Annotated in this window: 11 protein-coding genes and 1 tRNA gene; 11 read left to right on the forward strand and 1 reads right to left on the reverse strand. The window is 65.8% G+C overall.

Annotation, left to right across the window (positions count from 1 at the left end):
* Positions 1-2 precede the first annotated feature (2 nt).
* The 8 genes from uxaC (at position 3) to LDO14_RS03480 (ending at position 10,836) form a co-directional block, all read left to right on the forward strand.
* Positions 3-1,406 (forward strand): glucuronate isomerase, encoded by a 1,404-nt coding sequence (gene uxaC / locus LDO14_RS03445; RefSeq protein ID WP_056391223.1) that lies wholly within the window; start codon positions 3-5, stop codon positions 1,404-1,406.
* A 77-nt stretch (positions 1,407-1,483) separates the two neighbouring features.
* Positions 1,484-2,833, forward strand: coding sequence for a mannitol dehydrogenase family protein (locus tag LDO14_RS03450; protein WP_223993801.1), 1,350 nt, complete (start codon positions 1,484-1,486; stop codon positions 2,831-2,833).
* 198 nt (positions 2,834-3,031) lie between these two features.
* On the forward strand, positions 3,032-4,420 hold the full coding sequence (gene uidB, locus LDO14_RS03455; protein ID WP_223993803.1) for a glucuronide transporter: 1,389 nt from the start codon (positions 3,032-3,034) through the stop codon (positions 4,418-4,420).
* Between the two features lie 65 nt (positions 4,421-4,485).
* Entirely contained in the window at positions 4,486-5,715 is a 1,230-nt protein-coding gene (gene manD / locus LDO14_RS03460; protein WP_223993805.1) for a D-mannonate dehydratase ManD, read from the forward strand.
* A gap of 28 nt (positions 5,716-5,743) precedes the next feature.
* A complete protein-coding gene (locus tag LDO14_RS03465) occupies positions 5,744-8,023 on the forward strand; it encodes a gluconokinase, GntK/IdnK-type (protein WP_223993807.1) in 2,280 nt (759 codons plus the stop codon).
* 266 nt (positions 8,024-8,289) lie between these two features.
* Complete coding sequence (locus tag LDO14_RS03470) at positions 8,290-9,039, forward strand: hypothetical protein (protein ID WP_223993808.1); 750 nt, start codon at positions 8,290-8,292, stop codon at positions 9,037-9,039.
* A gap of 49 nt (positions 9,040-9,088) precedes the next feature.
* Positions 9,089-9,625, forward strand: coding sequence for a GNAT family protein (locus LDO14_RS03475; protein ID WP_223993809.1), 537 nt, complete (start codon positions 9,089-9,091; stop codon positions 9,623-9,625).
* Positions 9,626-9,801: 176 nt separating this feature from the next.
* Positions 9,802-10,836, forward strand: a complete 1,035-nt coding sequence (locus tag LDO14_RS03480; protein WP_223993810.1) for a zinc-binding dehydrogenase — start codon at positions 9,802-9,804, stop codon at positions 10,834-10,836.
* Positions 10,837-10,925: 89 nt separating this feature from the next.
* On the opposite strand, the gene LDO14_RS03485 is transcribed toward LDO14_RS03480, so the two are convergent.
* Positions 10,926-11,015: transfer RNA gene (locus tag LDO14_RS03485), tRNA-Ser, on the reverse strand.
* 149 nt (positions 11,016-11,164) lie between these two features.
* On the opposite strand from LDO14_RS03485, the gene LDO14_RS03490 reads away from it, so the two are divergent.
* The 3 genes from LDO14_RS03490 to LDO14_RS03500 all read left to right on the forward strand — a co-directional run bounded on the left by LDO14_RS03490 (position 11,165) and on the right by LDO14_RS03500 (position 14,443).
* Positions 11,165-12,733 (forward strand): HNH endonuclease signature motif containing protein, encoded by a 1,569-nt coding sequence (locus LDO14_RS03490; protein WP_223993811.1) that lies wholly within the window; start codon positions 11,165-11,167, stop codon positions 12,731-12,733.
* Positions 12,734-13,004: 271 nt separating this feature from the next.
* Positions 13,005-14,045 carry a zinc-binding alcohol dehydrogenase gene (locus LDO14_RS03495; RefSeq protein ID WP_223993812.1) on the forward strand — a complete coding sequence of 347 codons (1,041 nt, stop codon included), beginning with the start codon at positions 13,005-13,007 and terminating at the stop codon, positions 14,043-14,045.
* Positions 14,046-14,047: 2 nt separating this feature from the next.
* Complete coding sequence (locus LDO14_RS03500) at positions 14,048-14,443, forward strand: 6-carboxytetrahydropterin synthase (RefSeq protein WP_018771245.1); 396 nt, start codon at positions 14,048-14,050, stop codon at positions 14,441-14,443.
* Position 14,444: the final 1 nt, after the last annotated feature.

Below are 14,444 nucleotides of genomic sequence, written 5' to 3' on the forward strand. Positions count from 1 at the left end.
CCGTGGGAACGCCGATTGCGGAACACCCCGACCGGCTGCTGCCGGCTGATCCCGGTGTCCGGAGCATCGCACGGTCACTGTTCACAACTGTGGAGGGGCTGCCCATCATCTCCCCGCACGGGCACGTGGACGCTGCGGTCATCGAGCAGAATACCCCTTTCCCGGACCCGGCTGCCCTGCTGGTCACCCCGGACCACTACGTCACCCGGCTGATCCACGCCGGCGGGGTGCCCATGGACCAGCTGGGGCTGGGCAGCCAACCCGCCGCGTCACGGGAGGTCTGGCGCCACTTCTGTGCCGCCTGGCCCACCTTTGAGGGAACGGCATCCGGTTACTGGATCCGGCAGGAGTTCGCCCACGTGTTCGGCCTGGCGGAGGAACCGTCCCGGGAGAACGCGGACCGGCTTTACGACGCCCTGCAGGCCAAGCTCTCTGAGCCGGGCTTCCGGCCGCGCGAGCTGTTCAAGGAATTCAACATCGAGGTGCTGGCCACCACGGATGATCCCCTGGACTCACTGGACAGCCACGCCGCGCTGCACGCGGACCCATCCTTTGCCGGGCGCGTCCTGCCCACCTTCCGCCCCGACCAGTACCTGAACATGGCGCACCCGGCCTGGCGGGACAACGTGGACCGCCTGATCGCTTCGGCGGGGGATGGCGCTTCGGGTTACGCCGGGTACATCAAGGCGCTTGAGGCCCGGCGCAGGCATTTCGTGGAGCGGGGCGCCGTCTCCGCCGACCACGGCGTTTTCACTCCTGCCACCCTGAAGCTGGACGACGCCGAGGCGGAGCGGCTTTTTGAGCGCGGGCGCAACGGCCAGGCGGATGCAGCTGACAGGGAAGCCTTCGAAGCGCACATGATCTACCAGATGGCGCGGATGTCCGTGGAGGACGGCCTGGTGATGACCGTCCACCCCGGATCCTTCCGCAACCACCATGCCCCCACGTTCGAGGCGTTCGGGGCGGATACCGGCCACGATATTCCTGTGGCGGTCAACTACACCGAGGCCATCCGGCCCCTGCTGCAGGATTTCGGGACCGCCAAGGACTTCCACCTGGTCCTCTTCACGCTCGACGAGACGGTGTTCTCCCGGGAACTTGCCCCGTTGGCCGGGTTCTACCCGTCGGTGTACCTGGGAGCGCCGTGGTGGTTCCTGGATGCGCCGGACGCCATGCTCCGTTTCCGGTCTGCCGTGACGGAGACGGCGGGCTTCTCCCGGTCCTCCGGCTTCATCGATGACACCCGGGCCTTTTGCTCCATCCCGGCCCGCCATGACACGGCCCGGCGGATCGAAGCCTCCTTCCTGGCGCGGCTCGTGGCCGAGCACCGGGTCACCGAAGAGCGGGCGCACGAACTGATCGTGGACATCGTGGACGCCTCGCCCCGCCGGGTGTTCAAGCTGTGAGTGCCCCCTTTACGTCCCCTCCGTCGGCCACGCCGCCCACTGCGGAGCTTCCGCGGCTGAACCGAACGCTCCGTCAGGTGCCCAAGGCGCCGGTCCGCATTGTCCACCTGGGGCTGGGCGCCTTCCACCGTTCGCACCAGGCCTGGTACACCCAACAGGCATCAGATTCCGCCGGTTGGGGGATCGCCGCCTTCACTGGCCGCCGGCCGGATGCGGCCCTTGCCCTGGCTGAACAGGATGGTCTCTACACGCTGGTGGAACGCGCAGACGAGGGCGACTCCTTTACTGTCATGGGCAGCATCGTGGAGGCCCTCGACGGTGCGGACATCGAGCGGCTTGCCGCCCTCGTGGCTGCACCGGAGACCGCCCTGGTTACGCTGACCATCACCGAGGCCGCCTACGGGTTGGGTGCGGACGGCAAGCTGGACACCAAGGCGCCCGACGTCGCCGCCGACCTTGCGCTGCTGGGTTCCGGCAGCGGACGGCCCACCACGCCGTTGGGACGGCTGGTGCTTGCGCTCGCCGCCCGCCGGGAAGCCGGTTCCGGGCCGATCGCGATTGTCTGCTGCGACAACCTGTCCAACAACGGCACGGTGGCACGGCAGGCAGTGGCGGGGTTTGCCGGGGCCTGGGATTCCGAATTCGCCGCGTGGGTCACGGGCAATGTCAGCTTCGTGAGCACATCCGTGGACCGGATCACGCCCAGGACCACGGAAAGGGACCTCGCCGTCGTCCGGGAAGCCTGCGGTTACGTGGACAATTCCCCGGTGGTGGCTGAACCCTTTTCAAGCTGGGTGCTCAGCGGGGACTTCCCCGCGGGCCGCCCGCGATGGGAGGACGCAGGTGCCCTGTTCGTCCAGGACATCGAACCCTATGAGAACCGGAAACTGTGGCTGCTGAACGGCGCACACTCACTGCTGGCTTATGCGGGCCAGTTGCGGGGTCATGCGACCGTCGCGGAGGCATTGGCCGACCCCTGGTGCAGGCGGGCAGTGGAGGCTTTCTGGGACGAAGCAGAAACGAACCTTGCCGGCCCCGCCGACCTGCGGATACGCGAGTACCGGCAGGCTCTCCTGGCCCGTTTCAGCAACGCGAGGATCGCCCATAACCTGGCCCAGATTGCCATGGACGGCAGTACCAAACTTCGGATGCGCGCTGTCCCGGTGCTGCAGGCTGAACGCGCCGCCGGACGGTCCGGTGCCGCGTCGGCGCTGATGATTGCCGCATGGATGGACTACAGTGCCACCGCGTCCCCGTTCCACGACCCTCTGGAGCAGGCCGTGACAGCCGCCAACCGGCTGCCAGGCACTGAGCGAACCAAGGCGCTGCTGGCAGTTGTCGACCCTGCCTTGGCAGGGGATGCCGGTGTGGTGGGACTGGTGGAAAGCCTGTGCGGCACCGCTGCCGGGCGTTCCGCTTCCGAATAATCATGAGTCAAATCTGCCCGGCACGTGCGCGTGCCGGGCAGTTTTTGTGTGAAACGAAATTATGGCAATTTTTGGCAACCGGTTGCCACTGGGTTTGCCGTTTCGTTAGTATTACTGCCGGAGCAACACCCGGCGCGCCCACGCGGCCCGCACTTCTTCTCTTGGCCACCACCGCAATGACGCGTTAGGACTCTCAGAATGAACAGGCTGACCAAGCTCAGCATCCTCGGCTATGGCGCGGGGGATCTTGCCAACAATCTTGCATTCACCCTCTCCACTACCTACCTCCTGCTGTACTACACGGACGTCGCCGGTATCTCAGCGGCGGCAGCAGGCACCCTCTTCCTCCTGGTGCGCGTCTTTGATGCTTTTGCGGACATCTTCGCGGGCCGGATCGTTGACCGCACCTTCCACAGGAAGCTGGGCAAGTTCCGCCCCTTCATCCTCTTCGGTGGCCTTCCCCTGCTGATCATGAGTGCCCTGACCTTCTCCGTCCCGGCGGACTGGAGCCATGACGGCAAGCTTGCGTACGCCTACCTGACCTACGCCGGCCTGGGCCTGGCATACTCCATGGTCAATATCCCGTACGGCTCGCTGGCCGGCGCCATGACGCAGCAGCCGGCGGAGCGTGCCAAACTGGGCGCTGCCCGCTCCTGCGGTTCACTCGTTGTGGGCTCCGGCCTGCTGTTCTTCATCACGCCGCTCACCAAACAGGGTGCCGCGCAGCTGCAGCCACTCTTCACCACGCTGACCATTGCCTTCGTAGTGGTGGGCATGGCGCTCTACCTGCTGACCGTCTTCACTACCCGGGAAGTGGTCCACCGTGAGGTTCCCAAGGTGACCTTCAAGCAGTCCCTGGCCACCCTGAAGGGCAACCGTCCACTGCTCATGCTCTGCATTTCATCCCTGCTGATGCTTACCGCCAGCACGGGGCTGTCCACCATCCAGGTCTACTACCTGCGGGACGTGCTGCAGAATGTCAGCCTTGCCCAGCCCATGGCCGTCATCAACGTGGTCCTGGCCGTGGTGGTCATCGTGCTCACGCCGGCCATGGTCCGGCGCTGGGGGAAGAAGGCCCTGTACCTGGCAGCCGGAGGCCTGGTGGTGCTCGGTTCGCTGGTGGTCATGCTGGCCCCGCACTCGTTGACCTACCTGGCCTTCACCGGGCTCGTCATCAGCCTCCTGGGCGTGCAGATAATGAACATCGTGGTGTGGGCACTGGAGGCGGACACTGTGGAGTATGGCGAAGCACGTACGGGTGTCCGAACCGAAGGCATCATCTACTCCCTCTTCTCCTTCACCCGGAAGATGGGCCAGGCGCTGGGCGGAGCCGTCATGGCCTACGCCATTGCCAGCGCCGGCTACGTCCGGTCGGACAGCGGCCAAAGCGAGGCCACCATCCAAGGGCTGCAGCTTGCCGCAGGACTGGTGCCCCTGGTCCTCTGTGGGCTGGGCATGGCCATCATGAAGTTCTACAGGCTCACTGACACTGCCCACGCGGAAATCGTCGCCGAGATCAAAGCCCGCCAGGCTGTAGCCGCCGCCGGTACAAGCCGGCAGGCCGCCACCCACGCGGAACTCCACTGACCACCGAAAACACTCCTTCCCGCCACAACGCCCCCTCCGACCGACCGTCTCCGAAAGGACCAGCTGTGAAAATCATTGCCGCGGAAGTGTTCGTTACCAGCCCCACCCGAAACTTCGTGACCCTCCGGATCACCACGGACGAGGGCGTGACGGGCATTGGCGACGCCACCCTGAACGGCCGCGAGCTCGCCGTCGCCGCCTACCTGAAGGAACATGTGGCGCAGTTGCTCATTGGCAAGGATCCGCACCGGATTGAGGATACGTGGCAGTTCCTGTACCGGAGTGCGTATTGGCGGCGGGGTCCGGTGACGATGGCGGCGATCGCTGCGGTGGATATGGCGTTGTGGGATATCAAGGGCAAGGTGGCCGGGTTGCCGGTGTACCAGTTGCTGGGTGGTGCGTCGCGGAACGGGTTGCGGGCGTATGGGCATGCTTCGGGTGCGGATATTGAGTCGTTGTTTGATTCGGTCCGGGAGCATCTGGAGTTGGGGTACAAGTCGATCCGGATCCAGACGGCGATCCCGGGGATCAAGGCCGTGTATGGGGTGGCGGCGCAGGCGCAGGCGTCGGGGGAGCGGTATGACTATGAGCCGGCCGGGCGGGGTGCGTTCCCGCAGGAGGAGGACTGGGATACCCGGGCGTATCTGCGGCACCTGCCCACGGTCTTCGAAGCGGTGCGGAACGAGTTCGGCCCGGAGATCCCGTTGCTGCATGACGGGCATCACCGGATGACGCCGATCCAGGCGGCGAAGCTGGGCAAGGCGCTGGAGCCGTATGACTTGTTCTGGTTGGAGGACTGCACGCCGGCGGAGAACCAGGAGGGGCTGCGCCTGGTGCGGCAGCACACCACCACGCCGTTGGCGATCGGGGAGATCTTCAATACGGTGTTTGACTTCCAGACGCTGATCAAGGAGCAGTTGATTGATTATGTGCGGGCGGCGTCCACGCACTTCGGTGGGATCAGTCCGTTGAAGAAGGTGATGGATTTCGCGGCGCAGTACCAGATCAAGTCCGGTTTCCACGGTCCGACCGATATTTCCCCGGTGGGCTTCGCGGCGCAGCTGCACGTGGGGTTGGCGATCCATAACTACGGGATCCAGGAGTACATGCAGCACTCGGCCAAGACCAACGAGGTCTTCGAGCAGTCCATGACGTTCGTGGACGGGTACCTGCACCCGGGCGACAAGCCGGGCATCGGCGTCGAATTCAACGAAGAAGCCGCCGCGGCCTACCCCTACCAGCAGGCCTACCTGCCCTACAACCGCCTCGTCGACGGCACCGTCCACGACTGGTAAGACCGCCACGACTGGCAAGGACCAAACAATGATCAAACATCGCATTATCGTCATGGGCGTCTCCGGCTGCGGCAAGACTACCATCGGTGACCTCGTCGCCCGCGAACTGGGCGTCCCGTTCGTTGACGGCGATTCCCTCCACCCCGTGGAGAACGTCGCGAAAATGGCTGCGGGCACACCGCTGACGGACGAGGACCGCTGGCCCTGGCTCGCAACGGTGGGCAGCAAGCTGGCGGCTGCCGGCGACGGTGGGCTGGTCCTGGCGTGTTCTGCCCTGCGCCGAAGCTACCGGGACGCCATCCGGGAACAGGCCCCGGACACCGTCTTCCTGCACCTGGACGGCAGCAAGGAGGTTCTGAAGGCGCGGACCGAGGGACGGACCGGGCACTTCATGCCTCCCGCGCTGCTGGAATCCCAACTCGCCACACTGGAACCTCTGCAGGAAGACGAGCGCGGCGTGGTGGTTGACATCGCCGCACCCGTTCAGGACGTGGTGGCGGAGGCACTCAAGGGGATTGCCGCCGTCGTACCTCCTGCCATGGGGGCCGCGGGCACCAGGCCGCGCCAGTTCGACGTCGACCTTGCGGCAGCGCCATTCATGCTCGACGCCGGCGCGATCGCCTGGGTGGAAGGCACCATTGGTGCCATGACGCTCGAGGAAAAGATCGGGCAGCTGTTCATCAACCACAACAACGACTACTCGCCCGGATACCTCGACGGGGTGCTGGAAAACTACCACGTGGGCGGCATGCGGTACCGGCCCGGCCCGTCCGCCGCCGTCCAGGAACATATCCGCTACGCGCAGTCCAAGTCCCGGATTCCCTTGCTGATTGCCTCCAACCCGGAGATGGGCGGGGCCGGCAGCTGCGACGACGGCACGTTCGTATCCACGCACCTGCAGGCAGGCTCGCACCCGGACAGGAACATCGCCCGGAAGATGGGGCAGGTGGCAGGCGTGGAGACGGCTGCCCTGGGCTGCAATTGGGCCTTCGCGCCGATCGTGGACATCCACTACAACTGGCGGAACACCGTCATTTCCACACGGTCCTTCGGCAATACGCCGGAGGTGGTGGTGGAGCGCGCCAAGGAGTACTTCGACGGCATCAGCGAATCACCCACTGCCTGCGCCATGAAGCACTTCCCGGGCGACGGCATCGACGAGCGGGACCAGCACGTGGTCACGTCCTACAACACCCTCGGGTACGAGGAATGGAACCGGACCTATGGGCACGTGTACCGGGAAATGATTGCGCACGGCGTGCAGTCCATCATGGTGGGCCACATTGGGGCGCCGGAGGTCTCGCGGCATTTCCGGCCGGGTCTTCCTGATGCCGGGATCCTGCCGGCCACGTTGTCCCCGGAACTGCTGCAGGACCTGCTGCGCGGCGAACTGGGCTTCAATGGCCTGGTCCTCACCGACGCCTCGCAGATGGTGGGCCTGACGCAGGCAATGAAGCGGAAGGACCTGGTTCCGGCAACGATTGCGGCCGGCTGCGACATGTTCCTGTTCTTCCGGAACCCCGCCGAGGACTTCCAGTACATGCTGGACGGATACAAGTCCGGGGTCATCACCGAGCAGCGGCTGCACGACGCCCTGCGGCGGATCCTCGGACTGAAGGCATCCTTGGGGCTGCACCTGAAATCCGCTGACCAGTTGGTGCCGCCGGCCGAGGCGCTGGCCGTGATCGGCAGTCAGGCGCACCGGGCGATTGCGGCCGAGATCGCCGACAAGACCGTCACACTGGTCAAGGACACGGCAGGGAACCTGCCCATTACCCCCGGGACTCATCCGCGGATCCGGTTGTACGGCATTTCCGGCGGCGCCGACTTCACGCGGGCAGATCCGCTGGCCTACCTGGACGTGGTGAAGGAGGAACTGGAGGCCGCCGGCTTCGAAGTGTTCTTGTACCGGACGGCTGAACAGCGCGAGGCGGCGGGGGAGACCGGGGTGAACTTCATGTCCGTCATCTCCGAGGAAGCCACCGGGGACTACGCGGAAAAGTACGACGCCGCATTTGTCTTTGCCAACGTCAAGGGCTTCGCCCAGGAGGCCGCCATCCGGATCAAGTGGTCCTCGCCGATGGCAGCCGAGATCCCGTGGTACGTCACGGAGGTGCCCACGGTGTTCGTGTCCCTCAACCAGCCGAACCACCTGATTGACGTGCCCATGGTGAAGACGGCAATCCACGCGCATGCCGGGACTCGGGAAGCCATCCGTGCCGCGGTGGAGAAGATCCAGGGCAAGTCCGCGTTCCAGGGAACGTTCAACGAGAACGTATTTTGCGGGTCGTTCGACACCCGGCTTTGAGCAGGTACTGAAGAAGGAGGCGCCGCCGCAACAGCGGTGGCGCCTCCTTCATGCCCGGAAGGCCAGGGCTGGGTTCCGGAGACCGCCACGTTCTTCGGCGCACTGCCTGATGACTTCGTGATGGGTGGTTGCCAGGCAGTTGCCTGAATGGGACGTCAGTCGTTGCAGGGCGGCCGCAAGGGGGGCCTTGGACTCTGTGGCGCCCAGATGATGGTTTGTAGGCTGCAAGGCATCGCGGAACCACCTCAACCAAAGGGAGGCGTGCCATGAGCAGCACGGCGTCGGATGTCCTGGCCTTCATTCGGCCGAAGACAGGCACGAATCATTCATCCACCCCTTCCCGCCGCCGGCTTTCCGGATTCCTTGGTGCTGCGGCCGCTGCCGGGTTTCTCACGCACGCCCTCGTGCCGCGTGCCCTGGGGACATGGGGAACCACGGAGCCCGAAAGAACAATGCCCCTTCCGGGGGACGAATTGATTCCCGATCCCGAGGACATCCAGACCATGGCGGTCACTGTCTCCGCCCGTCCCGACCAGGTGTGGCCCTGGATAGTGCAAATGGGTGTGGACCGGGCGGGGCTGTATTCCTACACGGCGATGGAGAACGGATTGCTGCACCTGGGTGTTACGAACGCGGACCGCATTCATCCGGAGTGGCAGGACCTGCAGGTGGGGGACATCATCGCCTTCACGCCGGAAGGTTACCCGGGCGGCCGGCGCGGGCCGCGCGTGGTGGAGTTGGAGGAGGGCCGACACCTTGTTCTGGACTCAAGCCCTGGTGCCCCGCCCGGAAAAGTGACAGGAACCTGGCAGTTCGTCCTCCACGATGCAGGTGCTGCCGGTACCAGGCTGCTGCTCAGGACGCGCACGGGCCCGGGACGCCCTGCCGGGCTTCGTGTGACGGACTTCCTTCTTCGACCCGGCTACCTGGTCATGGACCGCGCCATGCTCCTGGGCATCAAAAAGCGCGTCGAGACGGAAGCGCAGGGGCGTCCGCCGTTGTCGACCCCGCAGTGACGCCGTCCTGGACGTGGGCGCCTATATGGGCTCGGCGTAGTGTGAAGCAGTGGACTTTTCCTGTGTGATTGCCGAAGGTGTTGTGCTCCGTCCCGTCCGGGCGTCGGACGCAGAGGCGCTGGCAGCGGCGTTTCAGGAGAACCGGTCATATCTCGCCCCGTGGGAGCCTGTCCGGCCTGAGGAGTTCTACACCGTCCAGGGCCAGCGGGACGTGGTTGAAGGGCGGCTTGTTGAACTCGATTCGGGCACGGCACTTCCCATGGTGCTGGCACAACATGACGGTATCGTCGGGCTGCTGACCCTCAGCTCAATCGTGCGTGGCGCATTCCAGAACGCGCACGTTGGTTACTGGATTTCCCGCACAGCCCAAGGGAAAGGGCTTATGACGGCGGCAGTAGCGGCGGCCGTCAATATTTCACAGGCTGCATTGGGACTTCACCGACTCGAGGCAGCAACCCTGGTGCACAACACGGCGTCGCAAAGAGTGCTGGAAAAGAATGGCTTCGTGGCCTACGGCACGGCCCCCGACTACCTCCGGATAGCCGGCAGGTGGCAGGACCACCGGATGTATCAGCGGATTCTCTAATCCTGCGGAGACCGGCAGTGACGCCAATGCTCCCGGCAGCATCCGTGGCTGGCCAGCATGTGCGGCTTCGCGGCAGGACACAGGGGAGGGAGTTCGATGCACCATCGCCGCGTGCGAAGATGTCGCCGGACTCCCGGCTGAACAGGACGGGACGAATTCGATGCCTGGAGGACACTATGCGCGCGATTGTCATGAACAGCATTGCCGGGCCGCTGGCGGTTCACGAGGTCGACGCCCCGGAGGCGCCTGCCGGCGGTGTGGTGATCACCGTCGTGGCCACCGGATTATGCCGCAGTGACTGGCACGCATGGGTAGGCCACGACGACATCGCTCTGCCGCACGTTCCAGGCCATGAGTTCGCCGGCGTTGTGGCCGTGGTTGGTTCGGGTGTGACCAGATGGACGGTTGGCGACCGCGTGACCGCACCCTTTGTGGAAGGCTGCGGCGCCTGCGAATGGTGCCTCGGCGGCAACGCGCAGGTCTGCCCGGAGCAGCAGCAGCCAGGCTTCACCCATTGGGGTTCCTTTGCCGAGCAAGTTGTGATCCATGCGGCCGACACCAATCTCGTGGCAATTCCCGAAGGGGTCAGCTTCGAAGCAGCGGCCAGCCTGGGATGCCGCTTCGCCACTGCCTACCGGGCGCTCACGGGCCGGGCCCGGCTTGCGGCCGATGAATGGGTGACCATCGTCGGGGCAGGCGGTGTGGGGCTCAGCGCCGTCATGGTTGCGAAGGCGCTCGGCGGAAAGGTTGTGGCTGTCGACCGGAACCCCGCCGCCCTGGAGGTGGCCGCTTCCCTCGGCGCAGACCACGTATTGGTCGCGGACGCCTCGGACATCCCCGCACAGGTGCATGCGATCACGGGAGGATCCCATGTCTCCATTGATGCTGTCGGCAGCGAGCAGACGTGCGCCGACGCGCTCCTGAGCCTTCGTCGCCGTGGACGGCACGTCCAGATCGGCCTCCTCCCGCCCATAGAGGGTCACCCCCGCGTGCCTATGGCGCGCGTTATTGCCTGGGAACTGGATGTGTTCGGAAGCCACGGGATGGCTGCGGCCGACTACCCGCAGATGCTCGCCCTCATCGAGTCGGGGTCACTGGAACCGCAGAAGCTCATCGAACGCGTTATCGGGCTGACCGAGGCCGCTGACATGCTCCCGCAGTTCGACACTGTTAAGGTCGCGGGCATGACGATGATCGATCCCGCGCGCTGACGCTTTGGCCGCTGAGGACACATGGCCCGGGGAAAGCAAAAGGCCCTGGTTTCCTTGATGTACAAGGGAGCCCAGGGCCTTTTCCTATATGGCGGTGACGGTGGGATTTGAACCCACGTTGGCTTTTACACCAAACAACATTTCGAGTGTTGCACCTTCGGCCGCTCGGACACGTCACCAACCTCAATAGGGTACCGGAGCATGGCCTGCATCCCCAAAACGGACGCACAGTGGGTGCCTATTGCGGGTTTCATCCAACCCAGCGCTGCCTGGGGATGGGCGTTGGAGCAGGATCATAATTGTCGGACCCCCTTGTCATGATGGGTTTATGGGGAAAGTGGCGGTGGTGAGGGCGTTCGAGGAGATTCGTGCTGCCCTTGCTGTGCTTCAGGCTGAGGTGGATGGGGAGGGTCTGGAGGCGTTCTCGGATGCTGATTCGTTTTTGGATGCTGAGCCTTTCTCGGTTTCTGATCCGTTGCGCGGTTTGGCGGATGGGTGCCTGGACATCCTCGCCGGGGCCCGGGAGGTGGAGGCGCGGGTTGCGGGGGTGAAGGCGAAGGCTGCGGTGGCGTACGCGGAGGCTGCGCATGCTGTGGCGGGGCCGGACGTGCCGGTGGTGGCGCAGGAGATGGCGGTCGCGGCGGAGATCGGGTGCGTGCTGGCCCTGGGTCCGCGGGCGGCGGCGTCGTTCCTGGCCACCTCCCACGCCCTGACTGTTTCCTTGCCGCGGACTTTGGAGGCGCTGCAGTCCGGAACCCTGTCGTGGCAGCACGCGCTGGTGATGGCCGACGAAACGGCGAGCCTTGATGTGGCGGGGGCGGCGGCGTTGGAGGCGCATTTCCTGCCACCCGATACACCGGACCCGGACGCCCTTCCCCCGGCCAGGGGGTGCCCGGTTGGGGAACTGCCGGCGCACCGGTTCCGGGTCAAGGCCCGGACCTGGCGGGAACGCCACCACGCCGAATCGATCGAGAAGCGGCACGCCAGGGGTGTGGCGGAGCGGCGGGTGGAGTTCCGGCCGGACCGGGACGGGATGGCGTGGCTGGGCGCGTACCTGCCCGCGGACCAGGCCATGTCCGGCTGGAACCGGCTCACCGCTGCCGCACGGGGCCTGCAGGGGCCGGCCGAGGACAGGACCATGCCCCAGCTGCGGGCCGACAGTTTCGCCGCAGCGATCCTCGGCAGCGGCGACACCCGGGGCGGCAGCACCAGTCTCAGCAGTGCCAGTGCCAGTGCCAGTGCCAGTGCCACTGCCGGCGCCCTGGCTGCTGCGCGGCCGGGCGCCGGTGCCGGTGGCACTGATAGCGCCGCATCGGGAACTGGCCACCAGTCGCCATCGGTCCGCGCCGAGGTCCTGGTTACGGTTCCGGTGTTCGCGCTGATGGGCCTGACCGATGAGCCGGCGATGCTGGATGGGTATGGTCCGGTGCCGGCGTCGATGGCGCGGCGACTGGTCGCGGACGGGGCGGCCTCGTTTTACCGGGTGTTGGTGGACCCGCGGGACGGGGCGCCGTTGGAGATCGGCCGGAAGAGTTACCGGGTTCCCAGGGCGATGCGGGCCTGGCTGCGGATGCGGGACGGGAAATGCCCGTTCCCGGGCTGCAGCAACACCTCCCTGGACACGGAGGCCGACCATCTCCTCGCCTGGCACTACGGCGGCACCACCGGAATCAGCAACCTGGGACAGCCCTGCCCGAAGCACCACAGGCTCCGGCACACCACCGGCTGGAGACCCACCCCGGCCAGCACGAACGAACCACCGGGCTGGACCTCGCCCACCGGCCGCCACTACACAAGCGAACACCAGGACTGGGAACCACCAAAGTGGCCACCCGGGTTCCTGCCCGGCGAACGAAGCCTCCTCGAGGAGGCACTGCTTAAACACCTCGGCGTCTAAGCCGAAGCTGCTGCACTGCCGCGTCTTCAGTCCGGTCCGCCCGCGCAAGTTGCGGCACGTCCGCCCGGGCCCCTGCCCGTCCGCACATGTTCCGGCAGGTCCACGCCCCGCCGCCCTCTGCACCTGCACCTGCACCTCCTGACGCCCTACCCGCCCCCAGCAAAGGCTCCTCAAGAAGGGCTGGCACCGACGCCGCCGCGCGGCACCAAACCCCGCCATCCGCCGTCGGACTTTCCCCGCCACCGCGCGTCCGGTTAGATTCATCAGCAAGATGACAAATTCACAGACTCCGATCCACGCAACCGCTTACTGGACCACCGCCAAGGAACACGGCGAGCTCAGGGCCGAAGAAGTGCCCGCGCCGGGGACAGGTGAAGCTTTGGTGCGTGCCCTGTACTCCGGCATCAGCAAGGGCACCGAAATGGTGGTCCACGCCGGAGCCGTGCCGCCACGTGTCGCGGAAGAGATGCGTGCCCCACGCCAGGAGGGAACGTTTCCAGGGCCGGTGAAATTCGGCTACCTCTCGGTGGGAGTCGTGGAGGAAGGTCCTGAGGAGTGGAAGGGCCGGCGCGTCTTTTGCCTGAATCCGCATCAGGACCTCTATGTGGTGCCGGTGACCTCTCTAACCAGGGTTCCCGACAGCGTTCCATCCCGGCGGGCGGTCCTCACCGGCACGGTGGAAACCGCAGTCAACGCCCTGTGGGAAGCCGGGCCTCGGCTGGGCGACCGGATTGCCGTTGTCGGAGCCGGCCTGGTGGGCGGCATGGTGGCTACGCTGCTGCGCACCTTCCCGTTGCAGCGCCTGCAGTTGGTGGACCTCGATCCGGGCAGGAAAAAGCTCGCGGACACCCTGGGCGTGGACTTCGCACACCCCGATGACGCCCTGGCGGACTGCGACATCGTGTTCCACTGCTCGGCCTCGCAGGAAGGCCTGGAGCGCAGCCTGCAGCTCGCCGGCGATGAAGGCGAAATCATCGAAATGTCCTGGTATGCCAACCGTGAGGTCACTGTGCCGCTGGGGGAGGACTTCCACGCCAGGCGGCTGTCCATCAGGGCGAGCCAGGTGGGCATGGTGGCGCGTTCCCGGCGCCACAGGCGCACCAATGCGGACCGCCTGGACCTGGCCGTATCGCTGCTAAAGGACCCCGTCTTCGACGCGTTCCTGACGGGATCGTCCCGGTTCGAGGACCTGCCTGGCGTGGTCCAGAGCCTGGCGGACGGCAGCCTGGAAGCCCTGTGCCACGTCGTCGAATACCCTGCCGGCAGTCCCGCGCCCAGCCCAGCCACCCACACCCCCAAAGACTTGAGGTAACAATGTTCAGCCTGACCATCCGCCGCCACTTCATGATTGCCCACAGCCTTCCCCGTGAGGCTTTCGGCCCCGCCCAGGGCCTGCACGGTGCAACCTTCGTCGCCGAGGTGGCCTTCCGCCGTCGCGCCCTCAATGCCGACGCGATCGTCCTGGACATCGGCGCTGCCGGGACCATCATCGAGGAGGTGCTCGCCGGCCTGAACTACCGCAACCTGGACGAGCACCCGGACTTCGAGGGCAAGCTCAGCACCACGGAAGCCCTCGCCGAGTACATCGCCCGGAAGGTGGCCGCAGAGATCAAGGACAACGACGACGGCCGTGAACTCGCAGGACTGGAGGTCACCCTGCGCGAGAATCCTGACGCCTGGGCCACCTTTTCCCTGGACCTCACCGCGTAGC

Origin of the sequence: Arthrobacter sp. NicSoilB11, from assembly GCF_019977375.1 — a bacterium.
Taxonomy (GTDB): Bacteria; Actinomycetota; Actinomycetes; order Actinomycetales; family Micrococcaceae; genus Arthrobacter.